The organism is Psychrobacter sp. TB55-MNA-CIBAN-0194, from assembly GCF_040309505.1.
Taxonomy (GTDB): Bacteria; Pseudomonadota; Gammaproteobacteria; order Pseudomonadales; family Moraxellaceae; genus Psychrobacter; species Psychrobacter fozii.
In genome coordinates this window covers 32,265-47,255 of the sequence record NZ_JBEOOW010000002.1, presented here as the reverse complement: position 1 = coordinate 47,255, position 14,991 = coordinate 32,265, and the positions used below count along the sequence as shown (strand labels likewise).

General features: G+C 43.7%; 13 protein-coding genes. 3 read left to right on the top strand and 10 right to left on the bottom strand.

Annotated features, from left to right (window positions below; translation table 11 throughout):
- Positions 1-21: 21 nt before the first annotated feature.
- The gene (locus tag AAEY75_RS02835; protein WP_197218300.1) at positions 22-1,356 is read right to left on the bottom strand and encodes an FAD-dependent monooxygenase; all 1,335 of its coding nucleotides are present in this window, start codon (positions 1,354-1,356) and stop codon (positions 22-24) included.
- Between the two features lie 567 nt (positions 1,357-1,923).
- Between AAEY75_RS02835 and AAEY75_RS02830 the strand changes: the two genes are divergently transcribed.
- Entirely contained in the window at positions 1,924-3,015 is a 1,092-nt protein-coding gene (locus AAEY75_RS02830; protein ID WP_194197127.1) for a PhoH family protein, read from the top strand.
- Positions 3,016-3,205: 190 nt separating this feature from the next.
- Complete coding sequence (gene ybeY / locus AAEY75_RS02825) at positions 3,206-3,820, top strand: rRNA maturation RNase YbeY (protein ID WP_197218299.1); 615 nt, start codon at positions 3,206-3,208, stop codon at positions 3,818-3,820.
- A gap of 26 nt (positions 3,821-3,846) precedes the next feature.
- Here the strand turns inward: ybeY and AAEY75_RS02820 are convergent, their stop codons facing one another.
- Together AAEY75_RS02820 and AAEY75_RS02815 are read right to left on the bottom strand one after the other, a co-directional pair.
- Positions 3,847-4,731, bottom strand: coding sequence for a mechanosensitive ion channel family protein (locus AAEY75_RS02820; RefSeq protein WP_110922273.1), 885 nt, complete (start codon positions 4,729-4,731; stop codon positions 3,847-3,849).
- Positions 4,732-4,853: 122 nt separating this feature from the next.
- The gene (locus AAEY75_RS02815; protein ID WP_110922272.1) at positions 4,854-5,741 is read right to left on the bottom strand and encodes an energy transducer TonB; all 888 of its coding nucleotides are present in this window, start codon (positions 5,739-5,741) and stop codon (positions 4,854-4,856) included.
- A 531-nt stretch (positions 5,742-6,272) separates the two neighbouring features.
- On the opposite strand from AAEY75_RS02815, the gene AAEY75_RS02810 reads away from it, so the two are divergent.
- Positions 6,273-7,070, top strand: coding sequence for a hypothetical protein (locus tag AAEY75_RS02810; RefSeq protein WP_201589988.1), 798 nt, complete (start codon positions 6,273-6,275; stop codon positions 7,068-7,070).
- A gap of 108 nt (positions 7,071-7,178) precedes the next feature.
- On the opposite strand, the gene AAEY75_RS02805 is transcribed toward AAEY75_RS02810, so the two are convergent.
- The 7 genes from AAEY75_RS02805 to nuoI form a co-directional block, all read right to left on the bottom strand.
- The gene (locus AAEY75_RS02805; RefSeq protein WP_352258284.1) at positions 7,179-8,012 is read right to left on the bottom strand and encodes a ferredoxin--NADP reductase; all 834 of its coding nucleotides are present in this window, start codon (positions 8,010-8,012) and stop codon (positions 7,179-7,181) included.
- Positions 8,013-8,283: 271 nt separating this feature from the next.
- Positions 8,284-9,762, bottom strand: a complete 1,479-nt coding sequence (gene nuoN / locus AAEY75_RS02800; protein WP_110922269.1) for an NADH-quinone oxidoreductase subunit NuoN — start codon at positions 9,760-9,762, stop codon at positions 8,284-8,286.
- Positions 9,763-9,765: 3 nt separating this feature from the next.
- On the bottom strand, positions 9,766-11,391 hold the full coding sequence (gene nuoM / locus AAEY75_RS02795; protein ID WP_197218294.1) for an NADH-quinone oxidoreductase subunit M: 1,626 nt from the start codon (positions 11,389-11,391) through the stop codon (positions 9,766-9,768).
- A 1-nt stretch (position 11,392) separates the two neighbouring features.
- Positions 11,393-13,267, bottom strand: a complete 1,875-nt coding sequence (gene nuoL / locus AAEY75_RS02790) for an NADH-quinone oxidoreductase subunit L (RefSeq protein ID WP_197100601.1) — start codon at positions 13,265-13,267, stop codon at positions 11,393-11,395.
- Positions 13,268-13,271: 4 nt separating this feature from the next.
- Entirely contained in the window at positions 13,272-13,580 is a 309-nt protein-coding gene (nuoK, locus tag AAEY75_RS02785) for an NADH-quinone oxidoreductase subunit NuoK (RefSeq protein ID WP_041753378.1), read from the bottom strand.
- Between the two features lie 98 nt (positions 13,581-13,678).
- Positions 13,679-14,416: an NADH-quinone oxidoreductase subunit J gene (nuoJ, locus tag AAEY75_RS02780; RefSeq protein WP_197218292.1), complete on the bottom strand. Its 738-nt coding sequence runs from the start codon at positions 14,414-14,416 to the stop codon at positions 13,679-13,681.
- On the bottom strand, positions 14,413-14,961 hold the full coding sequence (nuoI, locus tag AAEY75_RS02775) for an NADH-quinone oxidoreductase subunit NuoI (protein ID WP_110922265.1): 549 nt from the start codon (positions 14,959-14,961) through the stop codon (positions 14,413-14,415). The genes nuoJ and nuoI overlap by 4 nt, the downstream gene beginning before the upstream one ends.
- Positions 14,962-14,991: the final 30 nt, after the last annotated feature.

The following is a 14,991-nucleotide window of genomic DNA, read 5'->3' as shown; positions in this document are numbered from 1 at the left end:
TTTTATAGAGGATTGGCTATACTATGATTTTAAGCCCATCGCGTAGGTCGCAACCAACGGCTTGATATTTGGCAGTTTATCAAAGGCAACTAGAGCCACATTTCTTGCTAGCTTTATGACTGGATTAGGATGGGTAAATCCATGTACCACAGCATCGCAAAAACGAATGACTCGTTTTTGATCGCTTAGACGTGCTTTTTCATAGCGTTTGAGTAGCGTTGGATCACCAATATCTGCGCCCTTCAGTACTTGCGCATTCATCATCTGCGCCAATACATGCGCGTCACGCATACACAGGTTAAAACCTTGCCCTGCTACGGGATGCAGTGTGTGAGCAGCATTGCCCATGACCACGCAGCGACCATCTACTTGCTTGTCTGCTAGCACACGTGTCAATGGATAAGCACCGCGACGACCAGCAGCGATGAATTTGCCAGCTCGTTGACCAAAGGCTTGCTGTAACGTCTGTAAAAAATGCGCATCGTCTTCTAGATAGCGTTTCTCTTCGCCCTTTGGACATACCCAAACGACCGAGCGTCTATAGCCATTCTGATACTCATCATTGCCGTCGCCATTTGGATCTGTCAGTGGTAGTACGGCAAGTGGACCTGCTGGGCTAAAGCGCTCAATCGCGACATGCTCATGCGCCTTGTCAGTTTCTACCACACCCACAATAGCTGTTTGTTGATAGTCATAAGTGGTTGTGCCGATATCCAATAGCTGACGCACGGTAGAATCACGTCCATCACAAGCGACCAACACACTGCCCTGCAATTGCTGCGCTTGTTCCTCTTCACCGTAATAACTAAAGCTCAGCGTGACACCATCCGCTTTTTGTGCCACTGCGCTGACATTGGCATTATCAATCAAGGTAATCAACGGCTCATGTTGCGCGGCCAATAAAAGCTTGCGTCCGAGCCATGCATTTTCTATTACTTGACCAAATGACTCTACTTTTTCCTCGGCTTTATTGAGCTGCGCACGGCCAAAGCTGCCTTGTTCGCTAACCTGTACTGCATCGATACGGCAGGCATGGCTTTGTAACTCATCCCATAGGCCAATCTCTTGGTAAATCTGTACAGTGCGGCGTGATAATGCGGTATTGCGACTGTCCAAATAATGGCTGCGATTGTTGTCATCATTTGGACTGATGGTCGGATAGCTGTTTTTTTCTAATAACGTGCTCGCAATGCCATGATTCGCTAGCAGCAGTGCAAAGGATAAACCGACATGCCCGCCACCTGCGATAAGTACTTGCTGCGCCGTGATTGCCTTACTGTTATCAGCTGTGATTCCAACTACATTCTCAACTTTGCTTTGAGCATTCGATAAGTTTACATCAGTATTTTGTATCATTATTATTCCTACTTTATTGTATGGGAAGTGCTTTCTATAATTGATGAATGGGCTATTAATTGCCACTAGCAGCCACTTAAATTTTATAATCCTGCTCATTTTATTCGTGTTTTAAATTTAATTATAAGCGCTATGATATCACTCATAGATTACCACAAATTATCTATCGCTCCGTGCCCTTAACAGTAGACAAAGCGTGTACTAAAAATTCGTGATATCTTGTATTACTGAAGACTAATTTAATATCAGATTGACATGCAAAAGCCATTAACCTCATAAAAGCATTCAATAAAGCATGACCGTTGCAATCACCATACAAAAACAACGTCACGTATATGATGTATGGCTTGAAATTTAAAAACTATCTACCATAATAAAGGCAAGACCGTTACTTATCACCACTCCTAAAACAAACAACAAAACCAACAGCATTGCTACCGTCATTTCTATCTCTATAATTTGAAGCCAAGACAATAACGACCGACTACTTTATCTCTTAAGTCCAAAGCTTAATAAAACAACATCACTTTGGGCACACAATAAAAGGATAATCGCTTGACTGATTCCATGAGCCGCCGTATAAAGTTTGAATCATTGACGCCAGCACAGCTTAAAATCGTGCTAGGTGAATACAACAATCACATGAAATATATCCAAAAACGCCTCGATATCAAAATCATGCAGCGTCAAGGTGACTTTTGCCTGAGCGGTGATGTGACCGGTGTTGAGCGTGGTGAACGTATTATTTACAAGATGGTGGATGAAGCTCAAAACAAAAAAGACATCAGTGCAGAAGAGTTGCATCTCATCATCCAATCCAGCATCTCTCGTGACGAAGACATGGCAGCCGATGCACAACAGGCAGAAGAAGCTGCCAAAGAAGAAGATTTCGATATTGCTAGTGAATTTACGCCCGTTAGCTTGCGCACCCGTAAGGGTCGTATTATTCCTCGCGGTGGCAATCAGCAGACCTATGTCCAAAGTGTGCTGAACTCTGACGTCTCATTTGGTATTGGTCCTGCTGGCACTGGTAAAACGTATCTAGCCGTTGCTTGCGCCGTGGATATGCTCGAGCGTAATGAGATTGAGCGGATTTTACTCGTGCGTCCGGCCGTAGAAGCTGGTGAAAAACTGGGATTCTTGCCTGGTGATTTAACGCAAAAAATCGATCCTTACTTGCGTCCATTGTACGATGCGTTATATGAGATGATCGGTGTTGAAAAAGTAGGCAAGCTGATTGAAAAACAAGTCATCGAAATCGCACCCCTTGCCTATATGCGCGGTCGTACATTAAACAACTCGTTTGTCATCTTGGATGAAGCGCAAAACACCACGCCTGAGCAAATGAAAATGTTTTTGACCCGTCTGGGTTTTGGCTCGCGAGCCGTGATCACTGGTGACGTGACCCAAGTGGATTTACCCCGTGGTCATAAGTCTGGCTTGGCACAAGCGATGGAAATCTTAAGCGGTATTGAAGAGATTCATATCACTAAGTTTGACTCAAAAGACGTGGTACGTCATCAACTGGTGCAAAAAATCGTCGAAGCCTATGATGTGTTTGATGAAGAACAAATCATATTAGAAGAAAAGCGTAAGTTTGAGCGCATCAAAGAGCAAGAGCGTAGACAAGCCATCGCTAATGCCGCAGCCAAGCTATAAGGTGGTAGGTTTGATATTTGCCACCTTAAAAGCGCAAATATAAAAACGCAAAACCGGATTACTGACTAGTAGTCCGGTTTTTTGCTGCTAGACTGATAATTAGCGTCGTAGATTGGGGTTGGTAAGTTAACCTTGGGCAGTTTTAGTAAGTTAGACAAACGACATGACAATATAGTAAGGAGAGAACAACATGAGCCAGTATAATAACGATGACAGTTTTAACCAAAACAAGGCAACGGATGTCACTAATAATGATGAAAGCTTTGAGGTATTAGACATCAGTGCAACGAGTAGTATTGATGACACACTACTCGATACTTTTTATCATCGTGACACGCTACTACCTGTGATGATGGCAACTTTAGATTACATAGATGAGCAAATTAATAGTGGTTTAGTACTGCCTTATTTTGCAGATATTGATGTTGAATTATGGCAAGAAAAAGCCAAATCACTCGATATATATATCACTGATGAGACTGAAGGTCGTGAGTTGAATTTGGAAGCACGAGGCAAGGATTATGCGACCAACATTCTGTCTTATCCTAGTGACTTGCCAGCCGCTATCATCGAGCTGATGCCAACCCTAGCGCTTGGTGAGCTGATTATTTGTCATGATGTGATAGTGCGTGAAGCCGCAGAACAAGAGAAAACAGTCGCACAGCACATTAGCCATCTATTAACACATGGTGTGCTGCACTTGCTTGGATTTGATCATGAGCTTGGACAAGCTGAACAAGATGAGATGGAGCAGTTTGAAATTGAGGTTTTGGCAGGCCTAAACCTACCAAATCCCTATTTATAGTGAATGCGATTTAAACATCTTTATCTTTAGAGGTTTTGATCTTTGTCTAAAGATGGCAATGGCGATTCGTTTTTGTTGCCCATCAACATCTCCAAACCCTTAACATGTACACTGCGCTGCGGGAATGGAATGTCGATTTTATTGTCATCAAGCGCGTATTTAAACTGCTCAAGCAAATCACATTGCATGCTCCACCAATCCGCATTGGTGGTCCAAACGTTTAAGGTCAAATCAACCGAATTATCCCCTAAGTTGGTCACACGGACGATAGGTGCAGGATCAGTAAATGCCAACGGATTATCGGTGGCCAGCTTTATCATGATATCTTTTGCTGTCTTAATATCGGCATCATAGCCAATACCGATAGTGATATCCACGCGGCGATTGGGTAACGACGAATAGTTGATAGTCGCGGTTGTGGTGATGTCACCGTTAGGGATAATAATATCGTGATTGGTGGTCGTGGTCAGATGCGTATTAATCAAACTGATCTCTGTCACCGTGCCTGTGTGACCCAGTATTTGCACGTAATCACCGCGTACAAATGGGCGAAACGTCACAATCATAATACCAGCGGCAAAGTTAGACAGTTGATCCTTTAGTGACAGACCAATCGCAACGGCAGCACCACCTAATATGGCGACAACTGAAGTCGTCTGCACACCAACTTTGCTAAGTGCTGCTAGTGCAACTACTACCAATAGCACGCCGTAGATTAAACGACCCAAAAAGCTAGCAACCGTGTCATCTAAGTGACTACGCAGCATAATTTTTTGTGCGATAGCGACGGCTTTTTTGGCAAGCCAACGTCCTACGACGAATATCAATATCGCTAGTGCTACTTTTATAACCAAACTTACTGCATTACTGGTTAAGGCCGCAATATCTATGGTAAAACCTAAAAATTCCATACTGACTCTTTATTTTATAGCTGTGTTTTATGAATTTGGGTATCTGTCATATAAAAACTAGGGCGTGAATTGTTATGCTAGTTTTCATCATTGATTACATTCGAACCATCTTAAGAAATACCTTAATAAGTCACATTCACTTTATCGCTGTATTGATAAGTACGAATCAAACGTAACTCGACAATATCACTCATATCTTTGGTGAATGCACCAAAAGGCGCGGCTTGTCTAACCGACTGTTTGGCCGCTTCGTCTAGTATCGTTGAGTTTGAGCTCTCAAGTAAGCGAATGGCTTTAATATTACCATCGCTACTAATAATGACCATCAGACGTACTTCACCAGTGATGCCTTGCGCGCGCGCTTGTACGGGATAATGTAGATTGCCGATGCGCTCGACATGCTCACGAAACGTATTGATATAGTCCGCTGCTGCACCGCGTGTCGTTGAATTACTATCGACAGTCACCACTTTCGATTTGGTGGCATACACTTGCTGGCGCTGAGATAACTGAGCTTCCAAGGTGGCGACTTGTTTTCGCAGACGCTCTTCTTGTGCAATCATGTCATCTTGTGCTTCTTTGCTGTCATTATCCGACTCTACATTGGCCTGACGCCAACTTAACGTCGTGCGTAGATAGCTCTCTTGATACTGCTGCTGTCGAACCTGCCGTTGCAAGCTAATCACATCTTGTGTCTCACTCATTTGCTCAGCGGACAATGGGCTAATCTGATCCGTTTCTTGCCTCAGTTGCTCTTGTACCGTACCCCCACCTTCTTGGGAGGCATCAGCAATAAAGTGAGCATCCTCATTTGGCTTCATATTGTCAGTCAGCGCTTTTGCGACATCTTGCATCATCGCAGCAGGGTCTTTCCCCATAGAAAAGCTAACACCAAAAATAATAAGCACATGTACACCAACTGCGATAACGATAGCAACAGGTAAGCTAATATCTCGCTTAGGTACTTGTGCGGAAAAGTGATAGCTTTGTGAATCTTTAATATAGGCCACAGTCGATCTCAGCTTATGGGTACGAGCTTATAAATACAAAACAGCAAATAATAAGCATCATAATGGTATGTATGATTTATTCTGGCGCTATCATACCATGACATAGAATTATGTCGCCACGAGAACCTGTGCGTTAGCAATCTAACCTACCCACGCAAACTTTACAATTCTTTAGGCAAACGCTTAAAAAAATACTGTCAAACTTAATACAAATCCCATACGCCAGATGATAAAGCGTTAATGATTTAGCAGTAGGTATCTTAGGCAACAATATATATAACGTACATAGCAAAACCAAATAGGCTTTTTTATTATCCGAGATTCATATTTCCTAAAACATAATCGCTGTCAGTGCTGTCTTCTGATATTCAATATCGACCAAATGAATGACTACAAAGTACATGTGTGCATTTTGAAGCCATCATATTTAATATATACTGTTTAATAAGCATCGTATTATCAAATAAACGTTCATCGACCATTTTTGATTAGCGATTCTGAGCGCGCGCTATACGATGATGCACCCCTATAATGATAAGGATAAGAAGTTTGAGTGATTTTGACAACATGGATACTTCAGACAATTTTGACGAATTCTTTGACAATTTAGGCTATCGATTCGATGAGTCGTTTAGCGGTGGCTGGGAGCGCCTTACCCAATCTATCAGACAGATATATGATAGAACAACGGATAAATTTGAAGATGAACTTGCGCTGCCAGTGACACAAGAGTACGTCAATGACTCGCTACAGAAGTTCGTCACTGATAATGTAAAGGCCATCTTAGAGTTGCGTGTTGAGATGCATGATGACTGGTTTCGCTTATACTGTACGATTAACGTGGCAGGCATTTATGTGGAAATCGCAAGTAACTTTGGCTTGATTCATGTTCAGCTCGATCGTAATGTCCAACGTTTTGTATTTGGTCAGCAGACATATACTGACGTACTCAACTTACGCTGCGAGTCTTTTCTTAAACGCCAAGGTGTCAAACTGTTCGTCTGGTTCTATCACAGTATTCTTAAAAAAGATCCGTTAGGATTTCTGCTCTCTTATATCAATATTGCCCGTGCAAAAGATGAAATCATCTACATTGATATTAATCGCTGGCTAAAAAAGAATAAAAAAATCATGAGTACCTTGCATAAGGTACAAGTGAACTATGGCGAGCTTGAAGAAGAGCAAATGATTTTAAAGACTCAGATTAATTATCGTGACTTACTAGCCGCAAGTAGCAACGAAGATATCATTAGTGACGATGATGAACCTGAGTTGATGCAAGGTCCTGTCAATCCCGTAGATGATGCGACTGAACCAAGCCAAGTTTAACTATTTCACCGTATAAAAAACGCTGACCTTCAAAAACAATAGTCTTTGAAGGTCAGCGTTTTTGTTTTATCACAGCAGATCTATAGAATACTCAAATCATTTATATGGCTACCAATAGTTTTCTACGGCAATATTACCCTCGCCTCGGCGATTCATCACCAGTCCTAGCGACTTTAATGCTTCTTTGGTGTCATCCACCATATCTGGGTTGCCACATAGCATGACATGGGTAGTATCGATATCTAAATCGATGCCTGCACGTGCTTGCAACGTGCCATCTAGCAGTAGCTTGGGCAGACGTTCTGTTAATGCGCCTTCAACAGGCTCACGAGTAACGATAGGTATGAAAATTAGCTTAGCTGGATTCTCAACCAACGAGCCAAAGTCTTCTTGCAAACCTTCAATCTTTTTGACATAAGCTAGCTCTTCTATCGAGCGTGCGCTATAAGCCAATACAATGTGCTCATAATCTTCCCATGTTTTTAAATCTTGTAGCATGGATAAAAATGGTGCCAGACCCGTACCTGTTGCGAGCAACCATAGATCCTTGGGCAGTGGCTTTTGATAACGCGCCAATGTTAAAAATCCAAATGGTAAGGTGTTGAGAAGCAACTCATCGCCCACTTGCAGATGCTGTAATTGTGACGTAAATGCACCATCAGGAATCACAATAGAGAAAAACTCTAACACTTCGTCGAATGGCGAAGAAATAATCGAATAAGCGCGAAAGATATCTTCATCTAATGCCTCATCAGATATATCAGCATCAGACATACCACTCTGCTCTGTATAGTACTTCAGTCGGCTAGGATTGACACCCAAGCGTACGAACTGACCGGCCGTAAATTTAAAGCTGTCAGGACGGCTGACCGTAAAACTAAATAAGTTTGGCGTCCACGTGGTTTTGCTAAGCACGGTTACCGTTTGAATATTGTCACTCATAAGAAATGGCCACTCGCTTTTTATTGTTATAGTCAGAGAACCACTAAATAGCTACGGCGTTACCCTCCTTAGATGTACGACTTGTACTATCTGCAGTCGGCTGCCTTGTAGCTGTTTTAGACTTCTTTGACTATAGTTATTTTTATAAAAATTTTAAACGATACAAAATAAAAGATGCGCCAAGCTTATCACAAAGCTGGCGCATCTTGGTTTTCTAACCGTAATAGCAGATAAGTCACATGCAGTGACTTATCTCACCTTTCTCTCAAGACTACCAGATACGTGCCAAACTTGACCATTCAATCATATTGCTCGGCAAGATACCGAAGAAGATAATCATTGCTGTCACCGCAATAATCATGATACCGCCTGTGCGCATCGCCCACTGTCCAGAGACGTCAAACTCGATAAACTGCTTAGGACGTTTGAACAGCGTAAGCATCACGCGCAAATAATAGAATAGACCAATCGAGCTACCTAAAATAATCATTGCTGCTAAGAACCAGTTGGTTCCTTGTACCGCAGCCAATATGGCAAATAGCTTAGTAATAAAGCCAGCCGTCAACGGAATACCCGCCAGTGACAACATCATGATAGTCATGACAGCAGTCAGCACTGGACGACGCCAGAACAGCCCTTGATAATGAGTCAACTCATCAGCTTCACCAGATAGACGATAAGGACTCGACATGAGAGTCACTACGCCAAAGGCACCGATAGAGGTCAACGCATAAACGGCCATATACATACTAGAGATGCTATCCGCTGCCGTACCAATACTGACAATCACGATCATCACATAACCCATATGGGAAATAGAAGAATAACCCAGTAGGCGTTTCAGACTGGTCTGACGTACGGCTAACAAGTTACCGACCAAGATCGATAAAGTCGCCATTACCATCAATAGCATTTGCACAGATGGCAGTGCTAGCAAAGCGGTATCAATTAAGAAGCGAACCGCAAGCGCCATCATTGCAACTTTTGATACGGATGCCAAGAAGGTCGCGATAGGTGCTGGTGCGCCCTCGTACACATCTGGCGTCCACATATGAAAAGGCGCAGCAGACAATTTAAACGCAATGCCAAACATCATCATCGCCGCGCCCAATATCAACAGTGGCGATTCAAAAAGATTGCTCAATTCTACACTAATAGGCTTAAAGGCCAGTGACCCTACTTCTGCATAAATAAACGCCATACCCATCAATAAAGTGGCCGAGGCCGTTGCAGATAGCACTAGGTACTTTAGACCAGACTCTAGCGAGTTTTTGCGCATATAGGTGTATGACAGCATACCGTACAGTGGTATAGACAGCATCTCTAAGCTCATAAAGAATGACGCTAAATGCTGAGCACTGACCATCAGCAAAGCACCAATCGTCGATAACAACATGAGCAAATACAGCTCTTCTTTATTATCCTTGAGGTTTGCTAAGTACGCATAAGACAGCGTACAACAAGCCAATGCACAGATAAAAATGATTACCATATTAAACTGAGCAAAGTTATCAATCACAAATAACTGTTCAGCACTTGGTATCATGGTTCCACTATTCACGATGCCAGTCATTTGACCAAGCAAAGTAAATAAACCAATGTTTAAGCCAACGACCGTAACTGTACCCGTCACCATATGGGAGCGTTTAACTGCGATGGCAATCATAACCACCAGTACCGTAATCACTACAGTAATGATTGGCGCATAAGGCAACAATCCCATCAAATCATTCATCGTAATATCATTCATGACTTAACGTGCCTCCATTGCATCAAGCAGGTGCGACGCATCTACTTGTGTTACTTGACTATAGGTATATGCATTGTTAATCCACTGCATTGCGTGACTTGAGGTATCAAGGAAAGGCTGTGGATATAGACCCAACCAGACCAGTCCAGCAGCTAACATCAGTAGTAATGACAACTCACGCTTGCCCAAATCTTTGAGTTTGCGCGGTGGCAAACCATGTGATTTGGTTTCTTGCATTGCGACTTCTTCGATGTTGTTTTTACCAAATAACGCGCGATGAATAAGAATCAGCGAGTATAGCCCTGCTAGTACCAAACTGAATGTCGCAAAGACGACAAACACAGGATATTGAGCAAATGAGCCAAATAAAATCATGAACTCGCCAATGAAGTTACCTGTACCTGGGATACCCAGTAACGCTGCGCAGAAGAACATCAATATCGGCGCATAATAACGGAACTGCCCCCACATACCACCCATCAAGGTCAAATCACGTGTGTGCAAGCGCTCATATAACTGACCAGCCATAATGAACAATGCCGCTGAACTCAGACCGTGTGCCAACATCTGAATCATCAAACCTTGTAAGCTGAGTAATGTACCAGCATAGATTGCCAATACCACAAAACCCATGTGCGAGATGCTGGTATAAGCCAACAAGCGCTTCATATCGGTCTGCATAAAGGCTAGCCATGCACCATAGAAGATACCAATCGTACCTAAGGTAATGGCAATCGGCGCAAACTCTTGTGACGCTACTGGGAATAATGGTAAGACAAAACGAATCAGACCATATGCCGCAGTTTTAATCAGTACACCCGCCAAATCCACTGAACCTGCTGTTGGTGCCTGTGCATGCGCATCTGGCAACCAGCCATGGAAAGGGATAATTGGCAACTTCACCGCAAAACCGATAAAGAAACACAGCATGATTGGATATTCCCAACCACCCAACGACGTACCGAGCAAGTCATTATAGTTAAAGCTTACGACACCTTTTTGGGCATAGCTAATAATGACCAACATTAAGATACCAATGAGCATGATAAGCCCAGAAGCTTGGGTATAAATAAAGAACTTGGTTGCTGCATACTCTTTGGTTTTGCCAACCACATCATGACCCCAAATAGCGATCAAGAAGTAGATAGGAACCAGCATCATCTCCCAAAAGAAGAAGAATAAGAACAAATCAATGGCTAAGAAAACACCAATGACGCCGCCTAAGCTCCATAGCAAGTTCAGGTGAAAGAAACCAACTCGGCGTTGAATCTCATTCCACGAACAGGCAACCGCTGCAATACCGAGCAGTCCTGTCAATGCCACCATCATCAGTGACAAACCATCTAACGCTAAATGAAAGCTAATACCAAAGCTCGGTATCCATGGCACACTGAATTCAGCGACCCAAGGCACGTTTGCGCTTGGGGCAATCACTTGCTTACTCATTCCGCTAAAGTCACCGTAATGCCACAATACTAGTGACAATACAAAGGTCAGCGTCATGCCGATTAAGGCAATCCAGCGCGGTAGACGTTTATTAAACCGTTCGACCAACCAACATAGCAATCCTGCAATAAAAGGAATTGCGATTAATGCTGGTAGCATCCACGTTTGTTGTAACTCAATCATCTTATACCACCGTCATCATTACCAGCACCAGCAATACAGCCATACCCAAGCCAAAGCTTGCAGCATAACCTCGAAGTGACCCTGTTTGCGTCGCAGACAACACCTTATTACCTGCTGAAGCCAGCTTAGGTAGGATGAGCCACGTTTTATCAATAGGGTCGGCTTTAAGTAAGCGGCCGATGAACAAAAAGGGTTTTACAAAAATTACATCGTATAGCGCATCAAAACCTAGGCCGTGATAGCACCAGTGATATAGCGCCCCGCCAATACGTGAGCGCTTAAAGCTGGTAAGCATTCTACCTTTATCTACGACGTATAATAATGCTGCCAATATCAAGCCCGCGCCCATTGCACCCATCGCGATATACTCTGCAGTATGCTTAGCATGTGCTTGACCCGCGACTTCTAATAAGTGACCAACACTCTCTGGTAAGACACCATCTAATGGCGGTGTAATCCATGCACCAACGGCGGTAGATAATACTAGCAATACCGTCAAAGGCAACCAATACGACATACCTGATAATTTGTGTGCAGGCGTTTTTTCTTCACCAAAGAAGATAATCCAAATCATACGGAATGTATAAATCGCGGTTAAGAAAGCGCCGAACACACCCATATAAAACAATACTAGATGACCTGTGGCATAAGTCTCCCAAAGAATCGCTTCTTTAGAATAAAAGCCAACGGTGACCCAAGGTATGGCTGCAAGTGCACCACCACCGACGACATAGCACCAAAATACCAATGGTATCTTTTTGCGTAGACCGCCCATCTTGAAGATATCTTGCTCATGGTGTACTGCAAGGATGACCGCACCTGATGATAAGAACAGCAGCGCTTTAAAGAAAGCATGCGTCATCAGATGGAAGATAGCCCCTTGCCATGCCCCCACACCGAGTGCTAGGAACATATAGCCGATCTGACTCATCGTTGAATAAGCAAGGATGCGTTTGATATCCGTCTGTGCCAGTGCACAGAAACCTGCAACGATAAGCGTCAATGCACCGACACCACCGACCCAATACAATAAGATACCAGGCGTTAGCTCAAACAATGGATGTAGACGGGCGATTAAGTAAACACCCGCTGTTACCATCGTCGCGGCGTGAATCAATGCCGATACAGGTGTTGGACCAGCCATCGCATCAGCAAGCCACGTATGTAGTGGTAGCTGGGCTGATTTACCCATCGCGCCGCCAACCAACATCATCGTAGTCAGCATCATCGTTGGATTATTGATATCGAATACTTCTGGGGCGCGCGTAATAATCTCTTGGATATTAAGCGTGCCAAATTCTCGAAATAATAAAAACAAACCAAACGCTAGGAATACGTCACCTACACGCGTGACGGTAAAGGCTTTCATCGCCGCAATACCATTGGCTCGGTCATGGTAATAAAAACCAATCAACAGGTAAGAACAGATACCGACGCCTTCCCAACCGAGATATAGCAAGAACAAGTTATCTGCCAATACCAGCAATAGCATGCTGGCGACGAACAAATTCATATAGCTAAAGAAACGGGCAAATCCAGTGTCGCCTTTCATGTACCAAGCGGCAAACAAATGGATTAAAAAGCCAATACCCGTAATGACACCCGTCATCGTTAGTGCCAAGCCATCAAAACTAAGACCAAAGCTTGGCGCAAAATCACCAACTTGGAACCATGTCCAAAGTGGAATCTCGACCACAGTACCTGCTGGGTTACTGGTTAAAAAAGTATAGCTAACGAATAGCGTACATAGTGCTGATAACAGCATGCTACCCACACCGACAATCGCTGCCACCTGCTCTGTTAGCTTGTCGCGCATAAAGGCTAAAATCAAAAAGCCAACGAGCGGGAATATAAAGGTTAATGGTAATAAACTCATGACATCATCCTTTCATCTCATTGGCGCTATCGACATCTAAATGCCCACGCTGATGATAAAACCGCAATAATATTGCCAAACCAATGGCGGCCTCTGCTGCTGCTAACGTCAAAATAAAGATAAACATAATCTGTCCATCTGGATCGACCCAGCGACTACCTGCCACCACAAATGCTAGTGCTGCCGCGTTCATCATGATCTCAAGGCTCATAAGCATAAAGAGAAAATTGCGACGTACCATGACACCACATAGACCGATAGCAAATAAAATACCTGCCAAAATCAATCCATGGCTCATGGGTATCAGGCCCAATACCTGTTGCACCTCAACAGCTGGCTGTACTAAGCCTGCTACTTCATGGGCAAACGGCACATTCGCGACCTCTTGTGCCACGCTCGCTGCTAGTACCATTAGTCTGACTCCTTGCGCGTGACTTTCTTCGTACTCATCTGCGTGCCTACATTCATACTTACGTAGTCATGCGGATCTACTTCTTTATATTCGTAGGGCTCAGCTGTTTTCACGGCATCGTTATCTGTGTGTGTACTGTCTGGATGAATGTTATCGTATTGCTTAACACGACTGTTCGAGCGTGCTGTTTGGCTATCATGACTGATAACCTCATCATCTACAGACTCTTTGCCCAAATGATAAGCGGCGACCAGAGCAGCTAGTAATAATAATGCAGCCACTTCTATCAGCATCACGTATTTAGTAAATAATACCGTGCCGACTTCTTTCGCCGAAATTGACGTCACACCAATCATTGCTGCTTCGTCATGATTGAGACCAATCATCGCATATAGCACAACCGCGATAATAATCGTCAATCCTGTCGGTATCGCCCAAGTGCCCGCATCAAGCCAGCGTTCTTCACGCTCATCATTGCTCATGCCCAAGTTCAGCATCATAATGACAAAGACAAATAGCACCATAATGGCGCCAGCGTAAACAACGATTTCTAGTGCCCCTGCAAATGGCGCACCGAGCACAAAGAATATGCCAGCAATCGCTAACAATGACACAATCATCGACAAAATAGCATGCACTGGATTGGCTTGGGTCACCACGCGCAAACTGGCAAATACTGCCACTGCTGCGAGCGAATAAAACCCTGCCAACTCAGGATGGTTCAAAATGTTCATCATGGCAGCAAACTCCTTAGGTCAATAGGTGCAGCTTCATTTTGCGCTGCCCCTTTTGGTTTGTCCGCTACCGCCATACCCGTCACACGATAATAGTTATAATCGGGATATTTACCTGGTCCTGAAATAAGCAAATGCTCTTTTTCATAAACCAAATCTTGGCGCTTATATTCACCCAACTCAAAGTCAGGTGTCATTTGAATGGCTGTCGTTGGACATGCCTCTTCACACAATCCGCAAAAAATACAGCGCGAAAAGTTAATTCTAAAAAACTCTGGATACCAGCGGCCGTCTTCACGTTCAGCTTTCTGTAATGAGATACAGCCAACTGGACATGCCACAGCACATAAGTTACAGGCAACACAACGCTCATCACCATCAGGGTCACGCGTCAGCACAATGCGCCCACGAAAACGCGGTGGTACTGGTACGGGCTCTTCAGGATAAAGAATGGTGTCGCGTGGCCTGAGCGCATGACTATTGACCATCCACATACTGCGAACAATGGTAAATATACCAATGACGGTCTTTTTTATGGTAGTAAACATGGGATTATTATCCTTATCAGCTTTACCCTA

What these genes read in the sequence shown, in the direction of transcription:
- AAEY75_RS02835 (WP_197218300.1), bottom strand. Translation starts at nt 1,356, where the DNA reads ATGATACAAAATACTGATGTAAACTTATCGAATGCTCAAAGCAAAGTT.
- AAEY75_RS02830 (WP_194197127.1), top strand. Translation starts at nt 1,924, where the DNA reads ATGAGCCGCCGTATAAAGTTTGAATCATTGACGCCAGCACAGCTTAAA.
- ybeY (WP_197218299.1), top strand. Translation starts at nt 3,206, where the DNA reads ATGAGCCAGTATAATAACGATGACAGTTTTAACCAAAACAAGGCAACG.
- AAEY75_RS02820 (WP_110922273.1), bottom strand. Translation starts at nt 4,731, where the DNA reads ATGGAATTTTTAGGTTTTACCATAGATATTGCGGCCTTAACCAGTAAT.
- AAEY75_RS02810 (WP_201589988.1), top strand. Translation starts at nt 6,273, where the DNA reads ATGATAAGGATAAGAAGTTTGAGTGATTTTGACAACATGGATACTTCA.
- AAEY75_RS02805 (WP_352258284.1), bottom strand. Translation starts at nt 8,012, where the DNA reads ATGAGTGACAATATTCAAACGGTAACCGTGCTTAGCAAAACCACGTGG.
- nuoN (WP_110922269.1), bottom strand. Translation starts at nt 9,762, where the DNA reads ATGAATGATATTACGATGAATGATTTGATGGGATTGTTGCCTTATGCG.
- nuoM (WP_197218294.1), bottom strand. Translation starts at nt 11,391, where the DNA reads ATGATTGAGTTACAACAAACGTGGATGCTACCAGCATTAATCGCAATT.
- nuoL (WP_197100601.1), bottom strand. Translation starts at nt 13,267, where the DNA reads ATGAGTTTATTACCATTAACCTTTATATTCCCGCTCGTTGGCTTTTTG.
- nuoJ (WP_197218292.1), bottom strand. Translation starts at nt 14,416, where the DNA reads ATGATGAACATTTTGAACCATCCTGAGTTGGCAGGGTTTTATTCGCTC.
- nuoI (WP_110922265.1), bottom strand. Translation starts at nt 14,961, where the DNA reads ATGTTTACTACCATAAAAAAGACCGTCATTGGTATATTTACCATTGTT.